Origin of the sequence: Streptomyces sp. NPDC059247, from assembly GCF_042754005.1 — a bacterium.
Classification (GTDB): Bacteria; Actinomycetota; Actinomycetes; order Streptomycetales; family Streptomycetaceae; genus Streptomyces.
The window spans coordinates 328,573-345,793 of the sequence record NZ_JBHYZW010000006.1 but is presented as its reverse complement, the minus strand read 5'-3'; the positions used below and the strand labels follow the sequence as shown (position 1 = coordinate 345,793).

The window sequence follows — 17,221 nt, the reverse complement described above, 5'->3', positions numbered from 1 at the left end:
CCCGTACTCCCGGCCCCCGGCCCGGAGGCCGGGGGCCGGTCCCGTTCCCCCGCCGTCACCCCCGCTTCGGCGGCAGGCACGTCCCCGTCGGCGGGCGGCCCTCCGGCCACGCCATCTGGACGAAGCGCTGGGTGCCGTCCGGGGCGAGCTGCACGATCGGGACCGCCTTGTTGTACGGGTTGCCGTAGTTGTCCAGGCAGATCCAGCCGCTCGCGCCCGTCACCCGCAGCGAGCCCTTGACCTGCGGCCACTGGTTCCCCACGTCCTCCTTCGCCGGATAGGCCGCGCCGTCCGGGGTGGCCTGGCGGATCGCGTGCACCGCCGTCGTCATGGCGTCGTACGCGATGATCGCCTGCCCGTCGGCGAGGGCCACCGGCCGGTCCTTCGGCGTCACCTTCGCGATGTCCCGGACGAAGTCCTCGTACGCCCGGGTCGAGCCGCCCGTCGCGGGGACCTTCCGGCCGGGACCGGGCAGCCAGGCGTCGGGGTGGGCGAGCGCCGCGTACCGCACGGTCAGCTTCCCCTTGAGGGCGTTCTTGTCGAGCTTGGCGTCCGCGCCCAGGTACGAGCCCTCGTCACCGGTCAGGACCGTGAAGGCGCGGTCCGCGCAGCCCCGGTCGCCGAGCGCGTTGATGAACTGGCGCAGCTGGGTGTGGCGGCCCGCGAAGAACACCGTGTCGGTGCGGGTGTCGCAGATGATGTGGGTGATGTTGCGGAAGGTGTTGGCGGTGGTGCCCTCCTGGGTGGGATCGCTCGCGGCGGTGAACTCCAGCGGCTCCAGCGGCGCGTCCTTCAGCGAGGTGGCGAAGGCCGCCTTCAGGGTGTCGACGTAGTGGTCACCGCTCCGGGTGTCCTGGACGAGGAGCGCCTTGGCCGCCTCGACCCGGCCGAAGTGCGCCAGCGCCCTGGCCTCGTCGCTGTTGGTGGGGGAGACCCGGGCGAGCCCGGGGAACGGCTTGCCCGCCGGGCCGTTGGCGATGTCGTCGGCGGTGATCGTGGTGCCGACCACCGCGATCCTGGCCTTGGTCAGGACGGTCACCGCCTGCCGCATCTCGGTGGAGGAGGTGGCGATGCCGGAGACGGCCCGCAGCCGCTCGGGACCCCCGGCCAGCGCCACCACCTGATCGACCGTGGCACTCCAGTGGGCGTTGCCCCGGCCGGTGTTGGCGAGCACCAGCCGGATCGTGGGCCGCTGTCCGTTGGACTCGTGGTTGGCCCGGAGCTGGGCGGCGTACGCGCCCTGCACCTCGTGCAGCACCTTGTTCCGCATCCCCCCGTCGGCGGAGGTCAGGGGGAGCAGGACGGCGACGGTGACGTACTCGCCGCTCTTGAGCGTGGCGTTCTCGGCGCGGATGGCCCCGGCGACCTCCCGGAGTTCGGCGACGCCGAAGTCATGGCCGTCGCCGTTGACGCCCACGCACTCGGAGCTGCCGACCGGGCGGGCCACCCCGGGGGCGCAGGAACGGTCCTCCGGAGTGGTGAGCCGGACCACGCCGTAGCCACCGGCCCCGAGGACGAAGGCGGCGGCGACGACCGAGGCGACGAGCTTCTGGCGAGGGGTGCGGACACGGCGGCGCAGGGGGTCGAGCAGTCGGTCGGGCATGACGTCAGACTCCGTCCTCGCGGCCGGGCGGCAGCGACGGCTCCCGCCAGGCACGGATGTCACGCGGCCAGTGGGTGGCCGCGTCCCAGAGGGAACCGCTGCCCGTCAGATGACGGCCGGACAGCCTGCGCAGCTCGTGCGCGAGCCGGTCGGCCACCTCCTCGTCGGGCAGCGCCAGCGGATCGGTCAGCAGCCATACGGCGTGCAGCAGCCGCCGCACGGCCAGGTGCAGTTCGACGGCGTCGGCGTCGAGCTCCGGCGGCAGCGGCCCCGGCGGCCCCTGCCCGAGGGCCGCCGCCCGGCGGGGATCGGGCCCGGCGGCGGCGCGCTCGCGCGGATGGGGGGCGGAGCCGATGAACCGCAGCCGCCCCAGCCAGCCGAGGACGTCCGGGCCGGGAAAGGTCTCCCGCAGATGGCCGACGGCCTCGTCGGTGCGGCCCAGCGCCAGATCGTGGTGGAGCCGGTACGGGCCGGGCTCGGGCCCGTAGTGCCGTCGCAGGGTCTCGTGGACGGCGTGCCAGGCCGCGTACCGGGGGTGGTCGCCGTCCTCGAAGCGGAGCCGGTGCAGCAGCAGCGCCCGCAGCAGCGGGTCGGCGACGAAGTGCCGGGGGCTCTCGGGCCAGTCCTCCGCGCGCAGCAGATCGCGGACCCGCAGCGCCACGTCCCCGTCCAGGGACGCGCCCTGGAGCCGGGCGCGGGCCAGCATCCGGGCGGACTCCTCGTCGTGGGCGGCGGCGAGCACGGCGTACGGCCCCGGCCTTCGCACCGGCAGCAGCTCGGCGAGCAGGGCGGGGGCCACCGGCACCGGCGGGGAGTCCTCGCGGAGCTCCACCGTCAGATCGAGCAGCCGCCCCGGGGTGAGGTGCGCCGTGGAGTGCGCCGGAGCCTGGCCCGCCGCCCTGCTGAGCAGCGCCACCCCGAGGGGCCGTCCGCCGGTCAGCCGGTGGACGGCGCGGGCGAGTTCGGCGGGGGTGCGGCCCGCCGGGTCCTGGCGGTCGAAGGCGGAGCGGGTCTGGGCGGGCGAGAGCGGGGTCAGCTCGACGGCGAGGATGCCGGAGCCGATGCTCGTCCCGCGCGGGCAGGGCGCCCGGTGCGCGGTCTCCGGCAGCCGGGTGCGGGTGGCCTGCCGCAGGCCCTCGTGGTCCCGGACGCGGGAGGTGGCGAGGACGACGGTCCGGTCGCGGCGGCCCCCGGAGCGGGCCCGCAGGACCGGCTCGACGAGCTGCCGCCCGAGGGGTTCGTGGGCGTTGTCGAGGAGGAGCAGCGGGCGGCCGACGCGGGCGCCGCGCGCGAGCCCGGTGTAGGAGCGGCGCAGGTCCTCGACGAGCGCGCCGACGAGGAAGTCCTCGGCCTCGCGCCGCCGGCGGCCGTCCTGCTCGAAGTCGATCGCGAGCTGCTGGAGCCCGGCCTTGCCGTTGCCGCCCGCGTTGCGGTAGCTGCCGTACCAGCTCTCGGAGGCCCGCTGGAGGCGTCCGAAGACCTCCTCCAGGACGGTCTCCACGGTCGCCTCGGCCAGCATTCCGGCGAGCGGCGCGGCGGCCTCGGCGAAGGTGGAGGCGAGTTTGGCGAGGACCTTGCCGACCCAGTTGGCGGCGGCGCCCCGGGTCGCGTCGACCGTCGAGAGCAGCGGTCCGAGCCGCAGCAGGTCGCGGCGGGCCCGCTCGTCGTCCTCCCGGGACCAGGCCAGGGAGGCGACGGCGACCAGGCCGAGGGAGAGCCGGGGGAACCGCACCGGCCGGGCGCCCAGGACCTTCGGCGACAGCTGCACCGCGAGTTCGGCGAGCGCCCCGGTGACCGGGGTCCAGCCGGGGCCGTGGTCGGCGGGCGGCTCGACGTCCTCGCAGTCGAACAGGGCCAGCGGCGTGTACCCCTTGTAGCGGTCGCGGACCTCCTTCAGGAGGGCGGTCTTGCCCGTGCCCCGGCCGCCGGTGAAGACGGTGACCGGTGGGTCGTCACCGTGCTCGAACGGCACCCGGGCGCCGCCTTCCCGGGTCAGACCGCTGAGGCGCGCCACCAGCCCGCCGTCCTCCAGGACCGCCTCGCGGCCGTACAGATCTCTCGCCACGATCCGTCACCCCCGTGTGCCCCCGTTACCCCCGTCACAGTCAACTTCAGGATATGGGCGCGGTGTTGGGAAAGCCTTGGCCTTTTCGACTCTGCTTTCGAGTCGTTGCGGGGGTGTTGTGCGGCTGTGGCGGTACGGGAGGTTTCGGCGGTCCCTCAGGCCTCGCCGATGTCCTCGTTCCACAGGGCGGGGTGCCGGGCGATGAACTCCCGCATCAGGGCGGCGCATTCGGGATCGTCGAGCAGGACGACCTCGACGCCGTGCCGGGCCAGCCACGCGTGCCCGCCGTGGAAGGTCTCGGCCTCCCCGACGACCACCCGGGAGATCCCGAACTGCCGGACGAGCCCGGAGCAGTACCAGCAGGGCGAGAGGGTCGTCACCATCGTCGTCCCCCGGTACGAGCGCTGCCGTCCGGCCGCCCGGAACGCGGCGGTCTCCGCGTGCGCGGACGGGTCGCCGTCCTGCACCCGGCGGTTGTGGCCGCGTCCGAGCAGCGTCCCGTCCGGCCCGTACAGGGCGGCGCCGATCGGGACGCCTCCTTCGGCGCGTCCGGCGCGGGCCTCGTCGAGGGCGACGGCGAGCCGCGCGCGGTCCTGTTCCCGGTCCATGGGGAGAGCTTTCCCCGGGGAGCCTTCCGTGTCACGTGCCCGGCGGGCCGGGCCGGGCGGGGGCGGGGTGCCGGGTCAGGCGACGGCCCCGGCCGTCTCCTCGTAGGGGAAGCGGGCGAGCGGCGCGGGGCGGTCGAAGAAGGTCCGGGCGGCGGTCAGCGCCCGCTCGTCGGCGCGGATGCGGCCGGGGCGGGAGGCCGTCCCGGTCAGGACGCCGCCGAACCGCATCCGCAGATAGGCCGCCGAGTGGCTGAGGGAGGTGGTCAGGCCGTCGGCGACGACATGGTCGTCGTCGGCCATGGCCGTCACCCCCCACAGGGTGCCGCCCGCCATGCGCTCCTTGAAGTCGGAGCCCGGCACGTTCAGCCAGCCCGACCAGTAGTCGAGGTAGCGCTTGGTCTGCGCGGAGAAGCTGTACCAGTAGAGCGGCGAGACGATCACGACGTCGGTCGCCTCCTCGGTGGCCCGCAGCAGCAGCCGCTCGTCCTCGCCGGTCGGCGGGCCGGACACCTCGTGGCGGCCGTCCTGGAAGTCGGGCAGCGTCAGCCGGTTCAGGTCCACCCAGCGCCGGGGGGTCCCGGCGGGCAGGTGCGCGGCGGCCTCGCGGGCCAGGATCTCGGAGTTGCCGTCGGCCCGGGAACTGCCGAGCACGAAGAGGAACGAGCGGTCCGCGCCAGGGGCGGCGTCGAAGGTCATGTCAGCTCCGGTGTCATGGGGTAACCGTTGCCAACTCGCCTTCTGCTAAAGGTATTCCACGACTCCGACGCGACCACCGGACCTGCGGCGACCTGCTCCACCGGGCCCGCGCCCGGCCTTCCGGCCCGGCCTTCCGACCCGACTGTCCGGCCCGGACTTCCGGCCCCGGTCCCGCCGGGCCCGCGACCCGCCGGGCCCGCGACCCGCCGTGCCCGCGACGTGCCGGGCTCGCGACCCGCCGAGCGTACGACGTGCCGGGCCTCCGGCGACTCGTCCCGCCGGGCTTGTGACGCCCGCTGGGCTTCCGCCCCGCCGACGCTCCGGCGCGAGGGCCTTCGCCGGGTGCCCGCGCCGGGCCCCCGTGGCGGGCGGGTCCGCTCCGGTGCGGCCCGGGGCCCGCCGGACCTTCGGTGGGACCGTGCTCTGCCCGGACCTGCGGCATCTCGTCCCGCCGGGCCCGTCCCGCCGGGCCGGTGCCGTGCTGGCCCGGACGACGAGCGGGTCTTTGCCGGGCCTCGCGGCCCATCGGGTTCTCCGGGTACGTGTCCCACCGCGTCCGCAGCGGACCGTGCTCTGCCCGAGGCTGCGACGTCCCGTCCTACGGGGCTTTTCCTCCCGCAGACGCTCCGGCGGGCCGACACGCGGGCCTTCGCCGGGCCCGCGACCCGGCGGGCGTACGACGTGCCGGGCCTCCGGCGACCCGTCCCGCCAGGGTGCCGTCAGGCCCAGGTTCCGGCCTGCCCGCTCCTGCGGGCCCGTCCCGCCAGGCCCCGGGCGGTTCGGCGTACGGCCCAGAGGCCGGGTCCGGGTCCGGGTCCCGACGGGGCCCCTGGCTCCGGCCCGGGGGCGGGTCAGTTCTCCGGGTCTCCGTCGCGCTCGCGGCGCTTCAGTTCTTCCTCGCGGCGGCGCAGGTCGGCCTCCCAGTCCTCCAGGCGGTCCTCGTCCCGCTGCGGGGCGGCCGTCTCCGGGGCCTCGTCCCCGGGCTTCTCCTCCCGCAGCGATTTCAGGAACTCGGGGTTGTCGTCGGGGGCCACCCAGCCGCCCGAGGCGCCCCGGCCGCGCGGCTTGCGCTCCTTGCCCGCGACGATCCAGCCGATCGCCCCGACGAAGGAGAACAGCAGCACGACGATGGCCCAGACCGGCTTGGGGAGGTGCTTGACCTCTTCCTCCGGAGTGTTCAGGCAGTCGATGAAGGCGTAGATCATCAGAGCCAGCGGCAGGATGAACAGCAGCGCTCTGAGCATGTGGGACAGCCCCCCGGAAGCGGTGGCGGGGGCGCGATTCGGCGCCCCGGTGACAGGCCAAGGGTAGCCGGTGACCGATACTTGCCCCTATGGCTTACGACGATCTCCGCTCGCTGCTCAGGGCTCTGGAACGTGAAGGCGACCTCAAGCGCATCAAGGCCGAAGTCGACCCGTACCTGGAGGTCGGGGAGATCGTCGACCGGGTGAACAAGGCGGGAGGCCCGGCGCTCCTCTTCGAGAACGTCAAGGGCTCCGACATGCCCCTGGCGATGAACGTCTTCGGCACCGACCGCCGGCTCCTCAAGGCCCTCGGCCTGAAGTCGTACGCGGAGATCGGCGAGAAGATCGGCGGACTGCTCAAGCCCGAGCTGCCGCACGGCTTCGTCGGTGTCCGCGAGGCCTTCGGCAAGCTGGGCTCGATGGTCCACGTACCGCCGAAGAAGGTGAAGTCCGAGGCGGCCCCCGTGCAGGAGGTCGTGCTCACCGGCGACGACGTCGACCTGGACCGGCTGCCCGCGCTCTTCACCTGGCCGAAGGACGGCGGCTCCTTCTTCAACCTGGGTCTCACCCACACCAAGCACCCCGAGACGGGCGTGCGGAACCTGGGCCTCTACCGCCTCCAGCGCCACGACAAGCGCACCATCGGGATGCACTGGCAGATCCACAAGGACAGCCGGAACCACTACGCGGTCGCGGCGGCGAAGGGAGAGCGGCTGCCGGTCGCCATCGCCTTCGGCTGCCCCCCGGCGGTGACGTACGCCTCGACGGCTCCGCTGCCGGGCGACATCGACGAGTACCTGTTCGCCGGTTTCGTCCAGGGCAAGCGGATCGAGATGGTCGACTGCAAGACCGTCCCGCTCCAGGTCCCGGCGCAGGCCGAGGTCGTGATCGAGGGCTGGCTTGAGCCGGGCGAGATGCTCCCGGAGGGCCCCTTCGGCGACCACACCGGCTTCTACACCCCGCAGGAGCCCTTCCCCGCGCTGACGATCGACTGCGTCACCATGCGCAGGCGCCCGCTGATCCAGTCGATCGTGGTCGGCCGCCCGCCGACCGAGGACGGTCCGCTGGGCCGCGCGACCGAGCGGTTCTTCCTGCCGCTCCTCAAGATCATCGTGCCGGACATCGTCGACTACCACCTGCCGGAGTCGGGCGGCTTCCACAACTGCGCGATCGTCTCGATCGACAAGAAGTACCCGAAGCACGCGCAGAAGGTGATGCACGCCATCTGGGGCGCGCACATGATGTCGCTGACCAAGCTGATCATCGTGGTGGACAAGGACTGCGACGTCCACGATCTGCACGAGGTCTCCTGGCGCGCCCTCGGCAACACCGACTACGCCCGGGACCTCACGGTCGTCGAGGGCCCGGTCGACCATCTCGACCACGCCTCCTACCAGCAGTTCTGGGGCGGCAAGGCGGGCATCGACGCCACGAAGAAGCTGCCCGAGGAGGGCTACACCCGGGACGGCGGCTGGCCGGACATGGTGGAGTCGGATCCGGCGACGGCGGCCCTGGTGGACCGCAGGTGGAAGGAGTACGGGCTGTGAGCGGGCGCGACGCACGGGGAACGGGCGGTACGGGGACGCGGTCGCCGCGTCGGCGCGCGGGCGATCCGGGGTGCGGGCCGTGACCACCGCCGCCGTACCCGGAGCGCAGCCGGGCCGTACGCGGTCCTTCCTGCGTCTCGTGATGATCGAGCACTCGGTCTTCGCGCTGCCCTTCGCCTACATCGCCTCGCTCACCGCGATGTACCGGCTGGACCGCAGCATCCACTGGTGGACGCTGTTCCTGGTCACCGTCTGCATGGTGGGCCTGCGGACCTTCGCCATGGCCTGCAACCGGATCATCGACCGCGAGATCGACGCGCGCAATCCGCGCACGGCGGGCCGTGAGCTGGTGACCGGCGCGGTGTCCGTGCGGTCCGCGTGGACCGGGGCGGGGATCGCGGTCGTCGTCTTCCTCGGCGCCGCCGCCCTGCTGAACCCGCTCTGTCTGGCGCTCGCGCCGCTCGCGGTCGTCCCGATGGTCGTCTATCCGTACGGGAAGCGGTTCACGAACTTCCCGCACGCGATCCTCGGCCTGGCGCAGGCCATGGGGCCGGTCGGAGCCTGGCTCGCGGTGACCGGCGAATGGTCCTGGGACGCGGTGATCCTGGGCCTCGCGGTGGGCGTCTGGATCGGCGGCTTCGACCTGATCTTCGCCTGTCAGGACGTGCAGGCGGACCGGGCGCACGGCGTGATGTCGGTGCCCGCCCGCTTCGGCGTCCCGGCGGCGCTGTGGGGCGCCCGCGTCTCGGCGGTCCTCACCACCGGTCTGCTCGTCTGGTACGCGCTGGCGACCGGCGCCGGGCTGTTCTTCTGGACCGGTCTGGTGATCGTGGCGGCGGCCTTCTGCTACGAGCACTCGATCGTGAAGCCGCACGACATGTCCCGGCTGAACCGGGCGTTCTTCACGACCAACGGCTTCATCGGGATCACCCTGTTCGTGTGCGCCCTGCTGGACCTGCTGGTCCGCGGCCTGACGCCGTAGCTCCCGGTCCGATGGCGGATAGGCTCGACGGCATGAACGACGGCAAGCGCACACCGTGGGTCGTGGGGGTTTCCGGGGCGTCGGGCACGCCGTACGCCGCCGCCGTGCTGCGGGGGCTCCTCGCGGCGGGGGAGAGCGTCGACCTGGTCGTGTCGCGGGCCTCGCGGCTCACGCTGCTCGACGAGACGGGGCTGCCCTTCCGGGACGCGCACTGGCGCGAGGACCTGGCGGCGTGGCTGGCGCGGGGCGCCGACGGGAGGCCGGACGCGTTCGGTGCCGCCGGTGTCCCCGGCGCGCTGGACGACGTGCGGTACTGGGCGGCCGGGGACCTGGCGGCGGGACCGTCCTCGGGTTCGTACCCGGCGAAGGGGATGCTGGTGGTGCCCGCCTCGACCGCCGCGGTGGCGGGAGTGGCACTGGGGCTCTCGAAGGACCTGCTGCAGCGGGTCGCGAGCGTGACGCTGAAGGAGCGGCGGCCGTTGGTCGTCGCGGTGCGGGAGACCCCGCTGAACGGGCAGACGCTCAGGCACATGGTGACGCTGGACGAGGCGGGCGCGATCGTGCTGCCCGCCTCTCCGGCGTTCTACGCGGGGGCGACGCACATCCAGGATCTGGTGGACTTCGTCGCCGGGCGGGTGCTGGACGCGGCAGGGGTGCCGCACCGGCTGTACCGCCGTTGGGAGGGTGAGCTCGGTGGCGCCACCCCCCGGGGCTGATCAGCGCTTCTTGCCGGGCTTCCGCTCGGCGCGCTTCGGGGCGGCGGACCGCTGGTGGGCACGCGAGCGGTTGGCCATCTCCTGCAGCTCGCGCATACGGGCGTAGGCCATCTCGATCGTGTACACGGTGACACACTCCTGAAAGATCGTCTTTGATCTACTGAAAGATTCACAGGGCTTCTGCTCTGTGTACCTTAGATTCTACACCTAAACTCGCGGTATCGCTGGACAATGGAAGGTTCTTCCCTATGGACGCCGTGGACAGGCAGCTCATCCAGGCTCTGCGCGAGAACGGACGTGCCTCGTACGCCGAGCTCGGCCGGCTCGTCGGGCTCTCCGGCCCCTCCGTCACCGACCGCATCAACCGCCTCGAAGCGGCCGGGGTCATCACCGGCTACCGCGCCACCGTCGCCGCCGCCTCGCTCGGCCTCGGCGTCACCGCCCTCATCGGCATCTCCCTCTCCGACGCCGCCGACCACGAGGACGTGGCCCGCCGTCTGAAGGACCTCGCCGAGATCGAGGACTGCTGGTTCATCGCGGGCGACGACTCCTTCATGCTCAAGGTGCGCGTCAGCGACGTCGACGGCCTGGAGAAGACGATCCGCAGGCTCAGCGGCACCAAGGGCGTCTCCCGCACCCGCACCACCATCGTGCTCTCCACGAAGTGGGAGAACCGGGTCGGAGAGCTGCCCGAAGAGGGCTGAGAGTACGGTGAACGACCGAGTCTGATTTCAGGAGAAGAGGGAGGCGGCCTCAGATGGACGCTGGGCTCAAGCGCGAGCTGGAGCAGAAGGTCCGGGACGGTGAGCGGCTGAGCCGTGAGGACGGCATCGCCCTGTACGAGTCCGACGACCTCGCCTGGCTCGGGGGGCTGGCCCACGAGGTCCGGACCCGCAAGAACGGCGACGTGGTCCACTTCAATGTCAACCGGCATCTGAACATGACCAACGTCTGCACCGCCTCCTGCGCCTACTGCTCCTTCCAGCGCAAGCCGGGCGAGAAGGACGCGTACACCATGCGCATCGAGGAGGCCGTGCGCCTCGCGAAGGCGATGGAGAACGAGAACCTCACCGAGCTGCACATCGTCAACGGGCTGCACCCCAACCTGCCCTGGCGGTACTACCCGCGCTCCCTCTCCGAGCTGAAGAAGGCCCTGCCGCACGTCTCCCTCAAGGCCTTCACCGCCACCGAGATCCACCACTTCGAGACGATCTCCGGGATGTCCGCCTCCGACATCCTCGACGAGCTGATCGAGGCCGGTCTGGAGTCGCTGACCGGCGGCGGCGCCGAGATCTTCGACTGGGAGGTCCGGCAGCACATCGTGGACCACCGCACCCACTGGGAGGACTGGTCCCGGATCCACCGGCTCGCCCACGAGAAGGGGCTCAAGACCCCCTCGACCATGCTGTACGGGCACATCGAGGAGCCCCGCCACCGGGTGGACCACGTGCTGCGGCTGCGCGAGCTCCAGGACGAGACCGGCGGCTTCCAGGTCTTCATCCCGCTGCGCTACCAGCACGACTTCGTGGACATGCAGGACGGCAAGATCCGCAACAGGCTCCAGGCGCGCACCACGATGGCGACCGGCGCCGAGGCGCTGAAGACCTTCGCGGTCTCCCGGCTGCTCTTCGACAACGTGCCGCACGTCAAGGTCTTCTGGGTGATGCACGGCGTGCAGACGGCGCAGCTCGCGCTCCAGCACGGCGCCGACGACATGGACGGCTCGGTCGTCGAGTACAAGATCACCCACGATGCCGACAACTACGGCACGCCGAACAAGCTGGGCCGCGAGGACCTGCTGGAGCTGATCCGGGACGCGGGCTTCCGGCCGGTCGAGCGGAACACCCGGTACGAGATCATCCGCGAGTACCCGGGCCCGGACGCGGACCGGCGCGAGTCGCCGCAGGCGATGCGGGTCTGAGGCGCGGCGCGCGGGACCGGCGGCGCGCGGGGCCCGGGAAGGGCCGACGCGCGGAGTCCGGGAAGGGCCGACCGCGCGGGACCGGGGCGCCCCGGGCGACCGGGGAAGGGCCGGGCGACCGGGGAAGGGCCGGGCGGTCGGGAAGGGCCGAGTGATCGGGGAAGGGCCGGTGGGAGTGATCCCGCCGGCCCTTCCGCGCGTCCGGCGCCCGGCGCGGGTCAGTGCAGCGGGAGCAGCATGACGATGTCGTCGCGGTCGTCGCCGGGGGCCACCCGGATCGCGCCGGGGACGCGGCCGACCTCCTTGTAGCCGCACCTGGCGTAGAAGCCGTCGACGCCGGTGCCGCCCCGGCAGGTCAGCCGGATCGCCTCTATCGCCTCGAAGCCCTCGGCGGTCCCCGCGGTGTGCTCGACGGCGGCCATGAGGTCACGGCCGTACCCCTTGCCCTGGTGCCGGGGGTGGACCATCACCGTGTAGAGCCACACCCAGTGGGTCATCAGGGGGTGGGTGTTGAAGGTGAAGAAGGCGGTGGCGGCGATCTCGCCGTCCTCGTCGCGGCCGACGAGCAGCCGGGTGCCGCCCTCGGCCAGCGCGACGAGGTGCCTGATCAGGGCGGGGCGGATCTCGTCGGGGGTGACGGGGGCCACGAAGCCGACGGCCCCGCCCGCGTTGGAGACGTCGGCCCAGAGGGAGAGCACGCCGTCGCGCAGGGTGGGGTCGATGGCCGGGTCCACCTCGAAAGTAAGGGTCATGAGCGCATCTTAGCTATTACTTGATCCACTCCTCAAGGGCTCCCGACCTTGGGCCGTCCGGTTCGGGACCTTCGGCGGTGGAGGGGTGGTGAGCGGCGGGGGTAGCTTGTGAATGTATTCACAAGCATATGAGACGTGAATGGAAGAAGGTCCGTCATGGCTGTCCACGCGCCGCAGCGCCCCACCCGCCGCGCCCACCTCCCGGGCAGCCAGGACGACGTCCTGGTCCGTTCGGTCCTCGCCCGCGGGGTCCTCGCGGCGGCCCGGGTCCTCGTCGGCTTCTACTTCCTCTGGCCCTTCCTGGACAAGACCTTCGGCTTCGGCAGGGCCACCCCGTCGGCCGGGGCGTGGATCAACGGCGGGCACCCCACCGAGGGCTTCCTGCTGCACGGCACCAGCGGCCCCTTCGCCCACGTCTTCGACTCGGTCGCGGGTGCCTGGTGGCTCGACACCCTCTTCATGCTCGGTCTGCTCGGCGTCGGCCTCGCCATGATCCTCGGCATCGGGATGCGCGTCGCCGCCGTCTCGGGCACGCTCATGATGGGCTTCATGTGGCTCGTCACCCTCTGGCCCGGCGCCAACCCCTTCCTGGACGACCACTGGATGATCGCCCTGGTCCTCCTGATCACCGCCGCCACCGGCGCCGGGAGCTACTACGGCCTCGGCGGACGCTGGGCGCGGCTCCCGCTGGTCCGCGAGCACCGCTGGCTGATCTGAGCCCGGTCCCGGGACCCCCTCCCGGCGAGCGCCCCTCCCCGTGCTTCACTGGAGGGGCGCTCGTCCCCGTATCAATGGGGTCCCGGGCACCTCTCGGAAACCCGGAAACCTCGGAACGGATGAGTGGACTGACATGCTCCGCTACACGCTGATGCGGCTCGGCATCTTCGCCGGATGCTTCCTCGCCCTGTGGGGTCTCGTCCTGGTCGGCGCGCTGCCGCGCGGTCTCGGCGACTCGAACCTGCTCTGGGTCCTCATGCTCTCCATCGTCATCTCCGCCCCGCTGAGCTTCGTCCTCCTGCGCAAGGTGCGGGACCAGGCCAGCGTCGAGGTCGTCGCCAAGGTGGACCGCGCCAAGGGCCGGCTCGCGGCCAACCGGTCCCAGGAGGACGCGCTCTAGGACGCGCTCTAGGATCCGCCGGGGCGCGCGCTCGGACGGGGTCCGCCCCGCGCCCGAGCGGGGTTCCGCCCCATAAAGGCCACGTAAGGTTCGTCACAGACACGTACGACCCCCGGACACCCCGGGCAGGAGCTTCGCAGGCTCCCGCCTGGGGTGTTCTGCGTTTCCGAGGCGGACGGAGGCTCGGATTCCCCCAAAGAAGGGCTTTGAGGTTCTCAAAGTTCAAGTGTTAACGTGTTCGACATGACGACAGCAGTGCGACTTCCCCATGCCCCGGGCATCCCGCTCGTGGCGCGCCTGCACGTCGATCTGTGCCGCTGTATGTCCGCGGTCTGTTGCCGCGAGCTCTGACCCGGCATCATGCGGCGGCCCGCGCGAGAGCGTCTGTGCCGCACCCCCGTCCCCGTATCGCCCCGCATACGCACCTGTGGAGTGTGCCCGTGTCCGCGTCCGCGACCACGCCCGAGACGAAGTCCCCGACTTCCTCCCGTATACCGAAGGTCCCCTTCTGGGCCCAGATCATCGCCGGTCTGGTCCTCGGCGTCCTGCTCGGCTGGCTGGCCCGCAGCCAGGACGTCTCCTGGCTCAAGGAGACCCTCGGCCAGATCGGCGACATCTTCGTCCAGCTGCTCAAGCTGGCCGTCGCCCCGCTCGTCTTCTTCGCGATCCTGGTCTCGATCACCAACCTGCGGAAGGTGAACAACGCCGCCAGGCTCGCCACCCGCACCCTGCTCTGGTTCATGATCACCTCGCTGATCGCGGTGGCCATCGGCCTCGCCATCGGTCTGATCACCAACCCGGGCGCGGGCACCGGCCTCACCCCGCAGGACGGCAAGCTGCCCAAGCGCGAGGGCTCCTGGATCGACTTCCTGACCGGGATCATCCCGACGGACGTCATCACCCCGTTCACCGAGCTGAACGTGCTCCAGATCGTCTTCATGGCCGCCGTCGCGGGCATCGCCGCCCTCAAGCTGGGCGACCGCGCCAAGCCGATCCTCACCCTCTCCGAGTCGATCCTCGAACTGCTGCAGAAGGCCCTGTGGTGGGTCATCCGGCTCGCCCCGCTCGGCACCGTCGGCCTCATCGGCTTCGCCATCGCCGACTACGGCTGGGAGCTGATCGGCAAGTACGCGACCTTCACCGCCGACGTCTACATCGGCTGCGCCCTGGTCCTCTTCGGCGTCTACCCGCTGCTGCTCGCGACGGTCGCCAAGGTCAACCCGCTGCACTTCTTCAAGGGCGCCTGGCCCGCCATCCAGCTGGCCTTCGTCTCCCGCTCCTCGGTCGGCACCATGCCGGTCACCCAGAAGGTCACCGAGCGCCTCGGCGTCCCGAAGGAGTACGCCTCCTTCGCCGTCCCGTTCGGCGCCACCACCAAGATGGACGGCTGCGCCGCGATCTACCCGGCGCTCGCCGCGATCTTCATCGCGCAGATCTTCGACGTGCAGCTCGGCATCGGCGACTACCTGCTGATCGCCTTCGTCTCCGTGATCGGCTCGGCGGCCACCGCCGGTCTGACCGGCGCCACTGTCATGCTGACCCTGACCCTCTCCACCCTGGGCCTCCCGCTGGAGGGCGTCGGCCTGCTCATGGCGATCGACCCGATCCTCGACATGATGCGCACCGCCACCAACGTCGCCGGCCAGGCGCTCGTCCCGGTGATCGTCGCCGCCCGCGAGAAGATCCTCGACCACACGGCGTACGAGAACGCCTCGGCGTCCCCGATCGACGAGCTGGTCGACGTCCGCGAGGCCGAGCAGAAGGTCGCGGTCCCGGCCGCCGCCTGACCCGGCCCGGTCCCGCCGGGCCCATGGCCCGGTACGGTCCCGCCCCCGCACCCGCGTGCCCCCCGCCCCCTGTCCGGGCGGGGGGCACGCGGGTTTCCCTGAGGGCTCACGGCCACAGGAGTTCGCGGGTCCAGCCGTCGGGGGTGCGGTGGTAGCGCAGCCGGAGGTGGCGGCGGGCGGCGTCGCCCTGGAAGAACTCGACCTCGGACGGCTCGACGACGTAGAGGGTCCAGGTCGGGACGGCGGCGGACGGGTCCGTCTCCGCCCGTCGCCAGGCCGCCCCGCTCGCCTCCGCGAGGGTCTCGGGGGAGTCCAGGACCTCGCTCTGCCTGCCCACCAGGGCCGCCGCCAGGGCGCCGGTGGTGCGGGCGTGCAGATCCTCGTACGCCTCCTCGGGGGTGCCGGTGACGACCCGGCCCCTGACCCGGACCTGGCGGCCCTGGACCGGCCAGTAGAAGCCGAGCGCGGCCTCGGGGCGCGCCGCGAGCTGGCGGCCCTTGGCGCTGGTGGCGTGCGAGGCGAAGTGCCAGCCGCGCGCGTCGGCGTCGTGCAGCATCACCGTCCGCACGTCGGGGCGGCCTTCGGTGTCCGCGGTCGCCAGGGAGAGGGTGTGCGGTTCGCTCTGGCCCGCCGCGACCGCCGCCGTGAACCAGTCGTGGAAGAGGGCGAGCGGCTCGGGCGGGGCGTCCTCGGGTGCGAAGGCGGGCAGTTCGGTGTCCCAGACCCTCAGGGAGCGCAGCGCGTCGTGGAAGTCGTTCATGGGGCCACGGTAGGGCGCGCGGCGGGCTTTCCCGCCGGGTGCGCCCGGTGTGCCCGCCCGGTGTCCCCGCCCGGTGTGCCCGACCGGTGTGCCGCGCCTGGCCGTACGGGTGGCCCGTAGGGGGGTCGGTACGCCCTCGTACGCCCTCGCGCGCCCGTACGCCCGTCGCCCGGGGCCTCAGTCGCGGCCCAGGACCACCGTGCCCGAGGAGCAGAACCAGCCGCCCGTCCCCGAGGCCACCGCCAGCTCCGGCAGGGAGCCGTCCGGCCGCCGCACCTGGAGTCCCGGCGCCTCCCCGCGCAACTGCCGTACCGCCTCCACCAGCAGGAACAGCCCGCGCATCCCCGGGTGGCAGGCCGAGAGCCCGCCGCCGTCCGTGTTCACCGGCAGCCGGTCCTTCTCCTGGACGAATGGCCCGCCCTCGCCCTTCGCGCAGAAGCCCAGGTCCTCCAGGGTCACCAGGGTCATGTAGGTGAAGGCGTCGTAGACCTCGGCGAGGTCGATGTCCGCCGGGGTCACGCCCGCCCGCTCGAAGGCGAGCCGCCCGCTGACCGCCGCCGGGGAGACCGTGAAGTCCTCCCACTCCGACATCGTGGTGTGCGAGACGTGCTCGCCCGTCCCCAGGACCCAGACCGGGGCGGTGCGGCAGTCCCGTACGTACTCCTCGGCGACCAGCAGCACCGCGCAGCCGCCGTCGCTGCGCAGACAGCAGTGCAGTTTGGTGAACGGGTCCGCGATCATCGGCCCGGACAGCACGTCGTCGACGGTGATCGGCTCGCGGAACATCGCCTCCGGGTTGAGCACCGCGTTCGCCCTGGTCCGTACGGCGACCTCGGCCAGCTGTTCCAGGGTGGTCCCGTACTGGTGCATATGGCGGCGCGCGGCCATCGCGTACTTGGCGATCAGGGTGTGTCCGTAGGGGACCTCGAACTGGAGCGGTCCGCGCGCCCCGAACGAGAGGTTCGAGGTGCGCCGCCGGGCCCGGATGTCGGCGCGCGCGGTGGAGCCGTACACGAGCAGCACCGCGTTGGCGTGCCCGGCGGCGATGGCGTCGGCGGCGTGCGCGGCCATCACCTCCCAGGTGGCGCCGCCCACGGAGGTCGAGTCCACCCAGCGGGGCCGCAGCCCCAGGTACTCGGCGACCTCGACCGGCGCGAGGGTGCCGAGTCCCGCCGAGGCCAGGCCGTCGATCAGCGAGCGGTCGAGCCCGCTGTCCGCGAGGGCCCGGCGGGCGGCCTGGGCGTGCAGCGCGTACGGGGTGGCCTCGTCGACCCGGCCCCCGTCGGAGAGGGCGACGCCGACGACGGCCACGCGGCGGGCGCTGTGCGTGAGGGAGGACATGGATCTGACGGTACATCAGATTCTCTCGATCGGGACCGGCGCATCTCTGGCAACCGGCCCCCCACCGGCCTAGCATGACGCA

Annotated in this window: 17 protein-coding genes; 8 read left to right on the top strand and 9 right to left on the bottom strand. The window is 72.4% G+C overall.

From position 1 onward, the window contains the following. Positions 1-55 precede the first annotated feature (55 nt). The 5 genes from ACFXGN_RS15060 to ACFXGN_RS15040 form a co-directional block, all read right to left on the bottom strand. Positions 56-1,603: an ABC transporter substrate-binding protein gene (locus ACFXGN_RS15060; RefSeq protein WP_384858398.1), complete on the bottom strand. Its 1,548-nt coding sequence runs from the start codon at positions 1,601-1,603 to the stop codon at positions 56-58. Positions 1,604-1,607: 4 nt separating this feature from the next. Beyond that, a complete protein-coding gene (locus ACFXGN_RS15055; RefSeq protein ID WP_384858395.1) occupies positions 1,608-3,668 on the bottom strand; it encodes a hypothetical protein in 2,061 nt (686 codons plus the stop codon). A gap of 155 nt (positions 3,669-3,823) precedes the next feature. Next, positions 3,824-4,276 carry a nucleoside deaminase gene (locus tag ACFXGN_RS15050; RefSeq protein ID WP_384858393.1) on the bottom strand — a complete coding sequence of 151 codons (453 nt, stop codon included), beginning with the start codon at positions 4,274-4,276 and terminating at the stop codon, positions 3,824-3,826. A gap of 75 nt (positions 4,277-4,351) precedes the next feature. Then, a complete protein-coding gene (locus tag ACFXGN_RS15045) occupies positions 4,352-4,972 on the bottom strand; it encodes a flavodoxin family protein (RefSeq protein WP_384858391.1) in 621 nt (206 codons plus the stop codon). A gap of 851 nt (positions 4,973-5,823) precedes the next feature. Then, complete coding sequence (locus ACFXGN_RS15040) at positions 5,824-6,216, bottom strand: PLD nuclease N-terminal domain-containing protein (RefSeq protein ID WP_384858388.1); 393 nt, start codon at positions 6,214-6,216, stop codon at positions 5,824-5,826. A gap of 89 nt (positions 6,217-6,305) precedes the next feature. Between ACFXGN_RS15040 and ACFXGN_RS15035 the strand changes: the two genes are divergently transcribed. The 3 genes from ACFXGN_RS15035 to ACFXGN_RS15025 all read left to right on the top strand — a co-directional run bounded on the left by ACFXGN_RS15035 (position 6,306) and on the right by ACFXGN_RS15025 (position 9,461). Then, positions 6,306-7,763 carry a menaquinone biosynthesis decarboxylase gene (locus tag ACFXGN_RS15035; protein WP_351789485.1) on the top strand — a complete coding sequence of 486 codons (1,458 nt, stop codon included), beginning with the start codon at positions 6,306-6,308 and terminating at the stop codon, positions 7,761-7,763. 79 nt (positions 7,764-7,842) lie between these two features. After that, the gene (gene mqnP, locus ACFXGN_RS15030; RefSeq protein ID WP_384858385.1) at positions 7,843-8,745 is read left to right on the top strand and encodes a menaquinone biosynthesis prenyltransferase MqnP; all 903 of its coding nucleotides are present in this window, start codon (positions 7,843-7,845) and stop codon (positions 8,743-8,745) included. A gap of 32 nt (positions 8,746-8,777) precedes the next feature. After that, the gene (locus ACFXGN_RS15025; protein WP_384858383.1) at positions 8,778-9,461 is read left to right on the top strand and encodes a UbiX family flavin prenyltransferase; all 684 of its coding nucleotides are present in this window, start codon (positions 8,778-8,780) and stop codon (positions 9,459-9,461) included. Here the strand turns inward: ACFXGN_RS15025 and ACFXGN_RS15020 are convergent, their stop codons facing one another. Next, positions 9,462-9,587, bottom strand: coding sequence for a hypothetical protein (locus ACFXGN_RS15020; RefSeq protein ID WP_384858589.1), 126 nt, complete (start codon positions 9,585-9,587; stop codon positions 9,462-9,464). 122 nt (positions 9,588-9,709) lie between these two features. Between ACFXGN_RS15020 and ACFXGN_RS15015 the strand changes: the two genes are divergently transcribed. Both ACFXGN_RS15015 and mqnE read left to right on the top strand, forming a co-directional pair. Continuing rightward, on the top strand, positions 9,710-10,165 hold the full coding sequence (locus tag ACFXGN_RS15015) for an Lrp/AsnC family transcriptional regulator (protein WP_351789492.1): 456 nt from the start codon (positions 9,710-9,712) through the stop codon (positions 10,163-10,165). A gap of 53 nt (positions 10,166-10,218) precedes the next feature. Further along, positions 10,219-11,382, top strand: coding sequence for an aminofutalosine synthase MqnE (gene mqnE / locus ACFXGN_RS15010; protein ID WP_351789496.1), 1,164 nt, complete (start codon positions 10,219-10,221; stop codon positions 11,380-11,382). 218 nt (positions 11,383-11,600) lie between these two features. On the opposite strand, the gene ACFXGN_RS15005 is transcribed toward mqnE, so the two are convergent. Continuing rightward, positions 11,601-12,134 (bottom strand): GNAT family N-acetyltransferase, encoded by a 534-nt coding sequence (locus tag ACFXGN_RS15005; RefSeq protein ID WP_384858378.1) that lies wholly within the window; start codon positions 12,132-12,134, stop codon positions 11,601-11,603. A gap of 156 nt (positions 12,135-12,290) precedes the next feature. Here ACFXGN_RS15005 and ACFXGN_RS15000 point away from each other — a divergent pair, with 156 nt between their 5' ends. The 3 genes from ACFXGN_RS15000 (at position 12,291) to ACFXGN_RS14990 (ending at position 15,038) form a co-directional block, all read left to right on the top strand. Beyond that, positions 12,291-12,851 carry a hypothetical protein gene (locus ACFXGN_RS15000; protein ID WP_384858375.1) on the top strand — a complete coding sequence of 187 codons (561 nt, stop codon included), beginning with the start codon at positions 12,291-12,293 and terminating at the stop codon, positions 12,849-12,851. Positions 12,852-12,984: 133 nt separating this feature from the next. Beyond that, positions 12,985-13,251, top strand: a complete 267-nt coding sequence (locus ACFXGN_RS14995; protein WP_384858372.1) for a DUF4229 domain-containing protein — start codon at positions 12,985-12,987, stop codon at positions 13,249-13,251. Between the two features lie 440 nt (positions 13,252-13,691). Continuing rightward, positions 13,692-15,038 carry a dicarboxylate/amino acid:cation symporter gene (locus tag ACFXGN_RS14990; RefSeq protein ID WP_384858369.1) on the top strand — a complete coding sequence of 449 codons (1,347 nt, stop codon included), beginning with the start codon at positions 13,692-13,694 and terminating at the stop codon, positions 15,036-15,038. A gap of 106 nt (positions 15,039-15,144) precedes the next feature. On the opposite strand, the gene ACFXGN_RS14985 is transcribed toward ACFXGN_RS14990, so the two are convergent. Both ACFXGN_RS14985 and ACFXGN_RS14980 read right to left on the bottom strand, forming a co-directional pair. Next, a complete protein-coding gene (locus ACFXGN_RS14985; protein ID WP_384858366.1) occupies positions 15,145-15,798 on the bottom strand; it encodes a pyridoxal 5'-phosphate synthase in 654 nt (217 codons plus the stop codon). A gap of 177 nt (positions 15,799-15,975) precedes the next feature. Beyond that, positions 15,976-17,139, bottom strand: coding sequence for an acetyl-CoA acetyltransferase (locus ACFXGN_RS14980; RefSeq protein ID WP_384858363.1), 1,164 nt, complete (start codon positions 17,137-17,139; stop codon positions 15,976-15,978). Positions 17,140-17,221 lie beyond the last annotated feature (82 nt).

What these genes read in the sequence shown, in the direction of transcription:
- ACFXGN_RS14995 (WP_384858372.1), top strand. Translation starts at nt 12,985, where the DNA reads ATGCTCCGCTACACGCTGATGCGGCTCGGCATCTTCGCCGGATGCTTC.
- ACFXGN_RS15025 (WP_384858383.1), top strand. Translation starts at nt 8,778, where the DNA reads ATGAACGACGGCAAGCGCACACCGTGGGTCGTGGGGGTTTCCGGGGCG.
- ACFXGN_RS15035 (WP_351789485.1), top strand. Translation starts at nt 6,306, where the DNA reads ATGGCTTACGACGATCTCCGCTCGCTGCTCAGGGCTCTGGAACGTGAA.
- ACFXGN_RS15015 (WP_351789492.1), top strand. Translation starts at nt 9,710, where the DNA reads ATGGACGCCGTGGACAGGCAGCTCATCCAGGCTCTGCGCGAGAACGGA.
- ACFXGN_RS15050 (WP_384858393.1), bottom strand. Translation starts at nt 4,276, where the DNA reads ATGGACCGGGAACAGGACCGCGCGCGGCTCGCCGTCGCCCTCGACGAG.
- ACFXGN_RS15060 (WP_384858398.1), bottom strand. Translation starts at nt 1,603, where the DNA reads ATGCCCGACCGACTGCTCGACCCCCTGCGCCGCCGTGTCCGCACCCCT.
- ACFXGN_RS15045 (WP_384858391.1), bottom strand. Translation starts at nt 4,972, where the DNA reads ATGACCTTCGACGCCGCCCCTGGCGCGGACCGCTCGTTCCTCTTCGTG.
- ACFXGN_RS15005 (WP_384858378.1), bottom strand. Translation starts at nt 12,134, where the DNA reads ATGACCCTTACTTTCGAGGTGGACCCGGCCATCGACCCCACCCTGCGC.
- ACFXGN_RS14985 (WP_384858366.1), bottom strand. Translation starts at nt 15,798, where the DNA reads ATGAACGACTTCCACGACGCGCTGCGCTCCCTGAGGGTCTGGGACACC.
- ACFXGN_RS15040 (WP_384858388.1), bottom strand. Translation starts at nt 6,216, where the DNA reads ATGCTCAGAGCGCTGCTGTTCATCCTGCCGCTGGCTCTGATGATCTAC.
- ACFXGN_RS15000 (WP_384858375.1), top strand. Translation starts at nt 12,291, where the DNA reads ATGGCTGTCCACGCGCCGCAGCGCCCCACCCGCCGCGCCCACCTCCCG.
- mqnE (WP_351789496.1), top strand. Translation starts at nt 10,219, where the DNA reads ATGGACGCTGGGCTCAAGCGCGAGCTGGAGCAGAAGGTCCGGGACGGT.
- ACFXGN_RS14980 (WP_384858363.1), bottom strand. Translation starts at nt 17,139, where the DNA reads ATGTCCTCCCTCACGCACAGCGCCCGCCGCGTGGCCGTCGTCGGCGTC.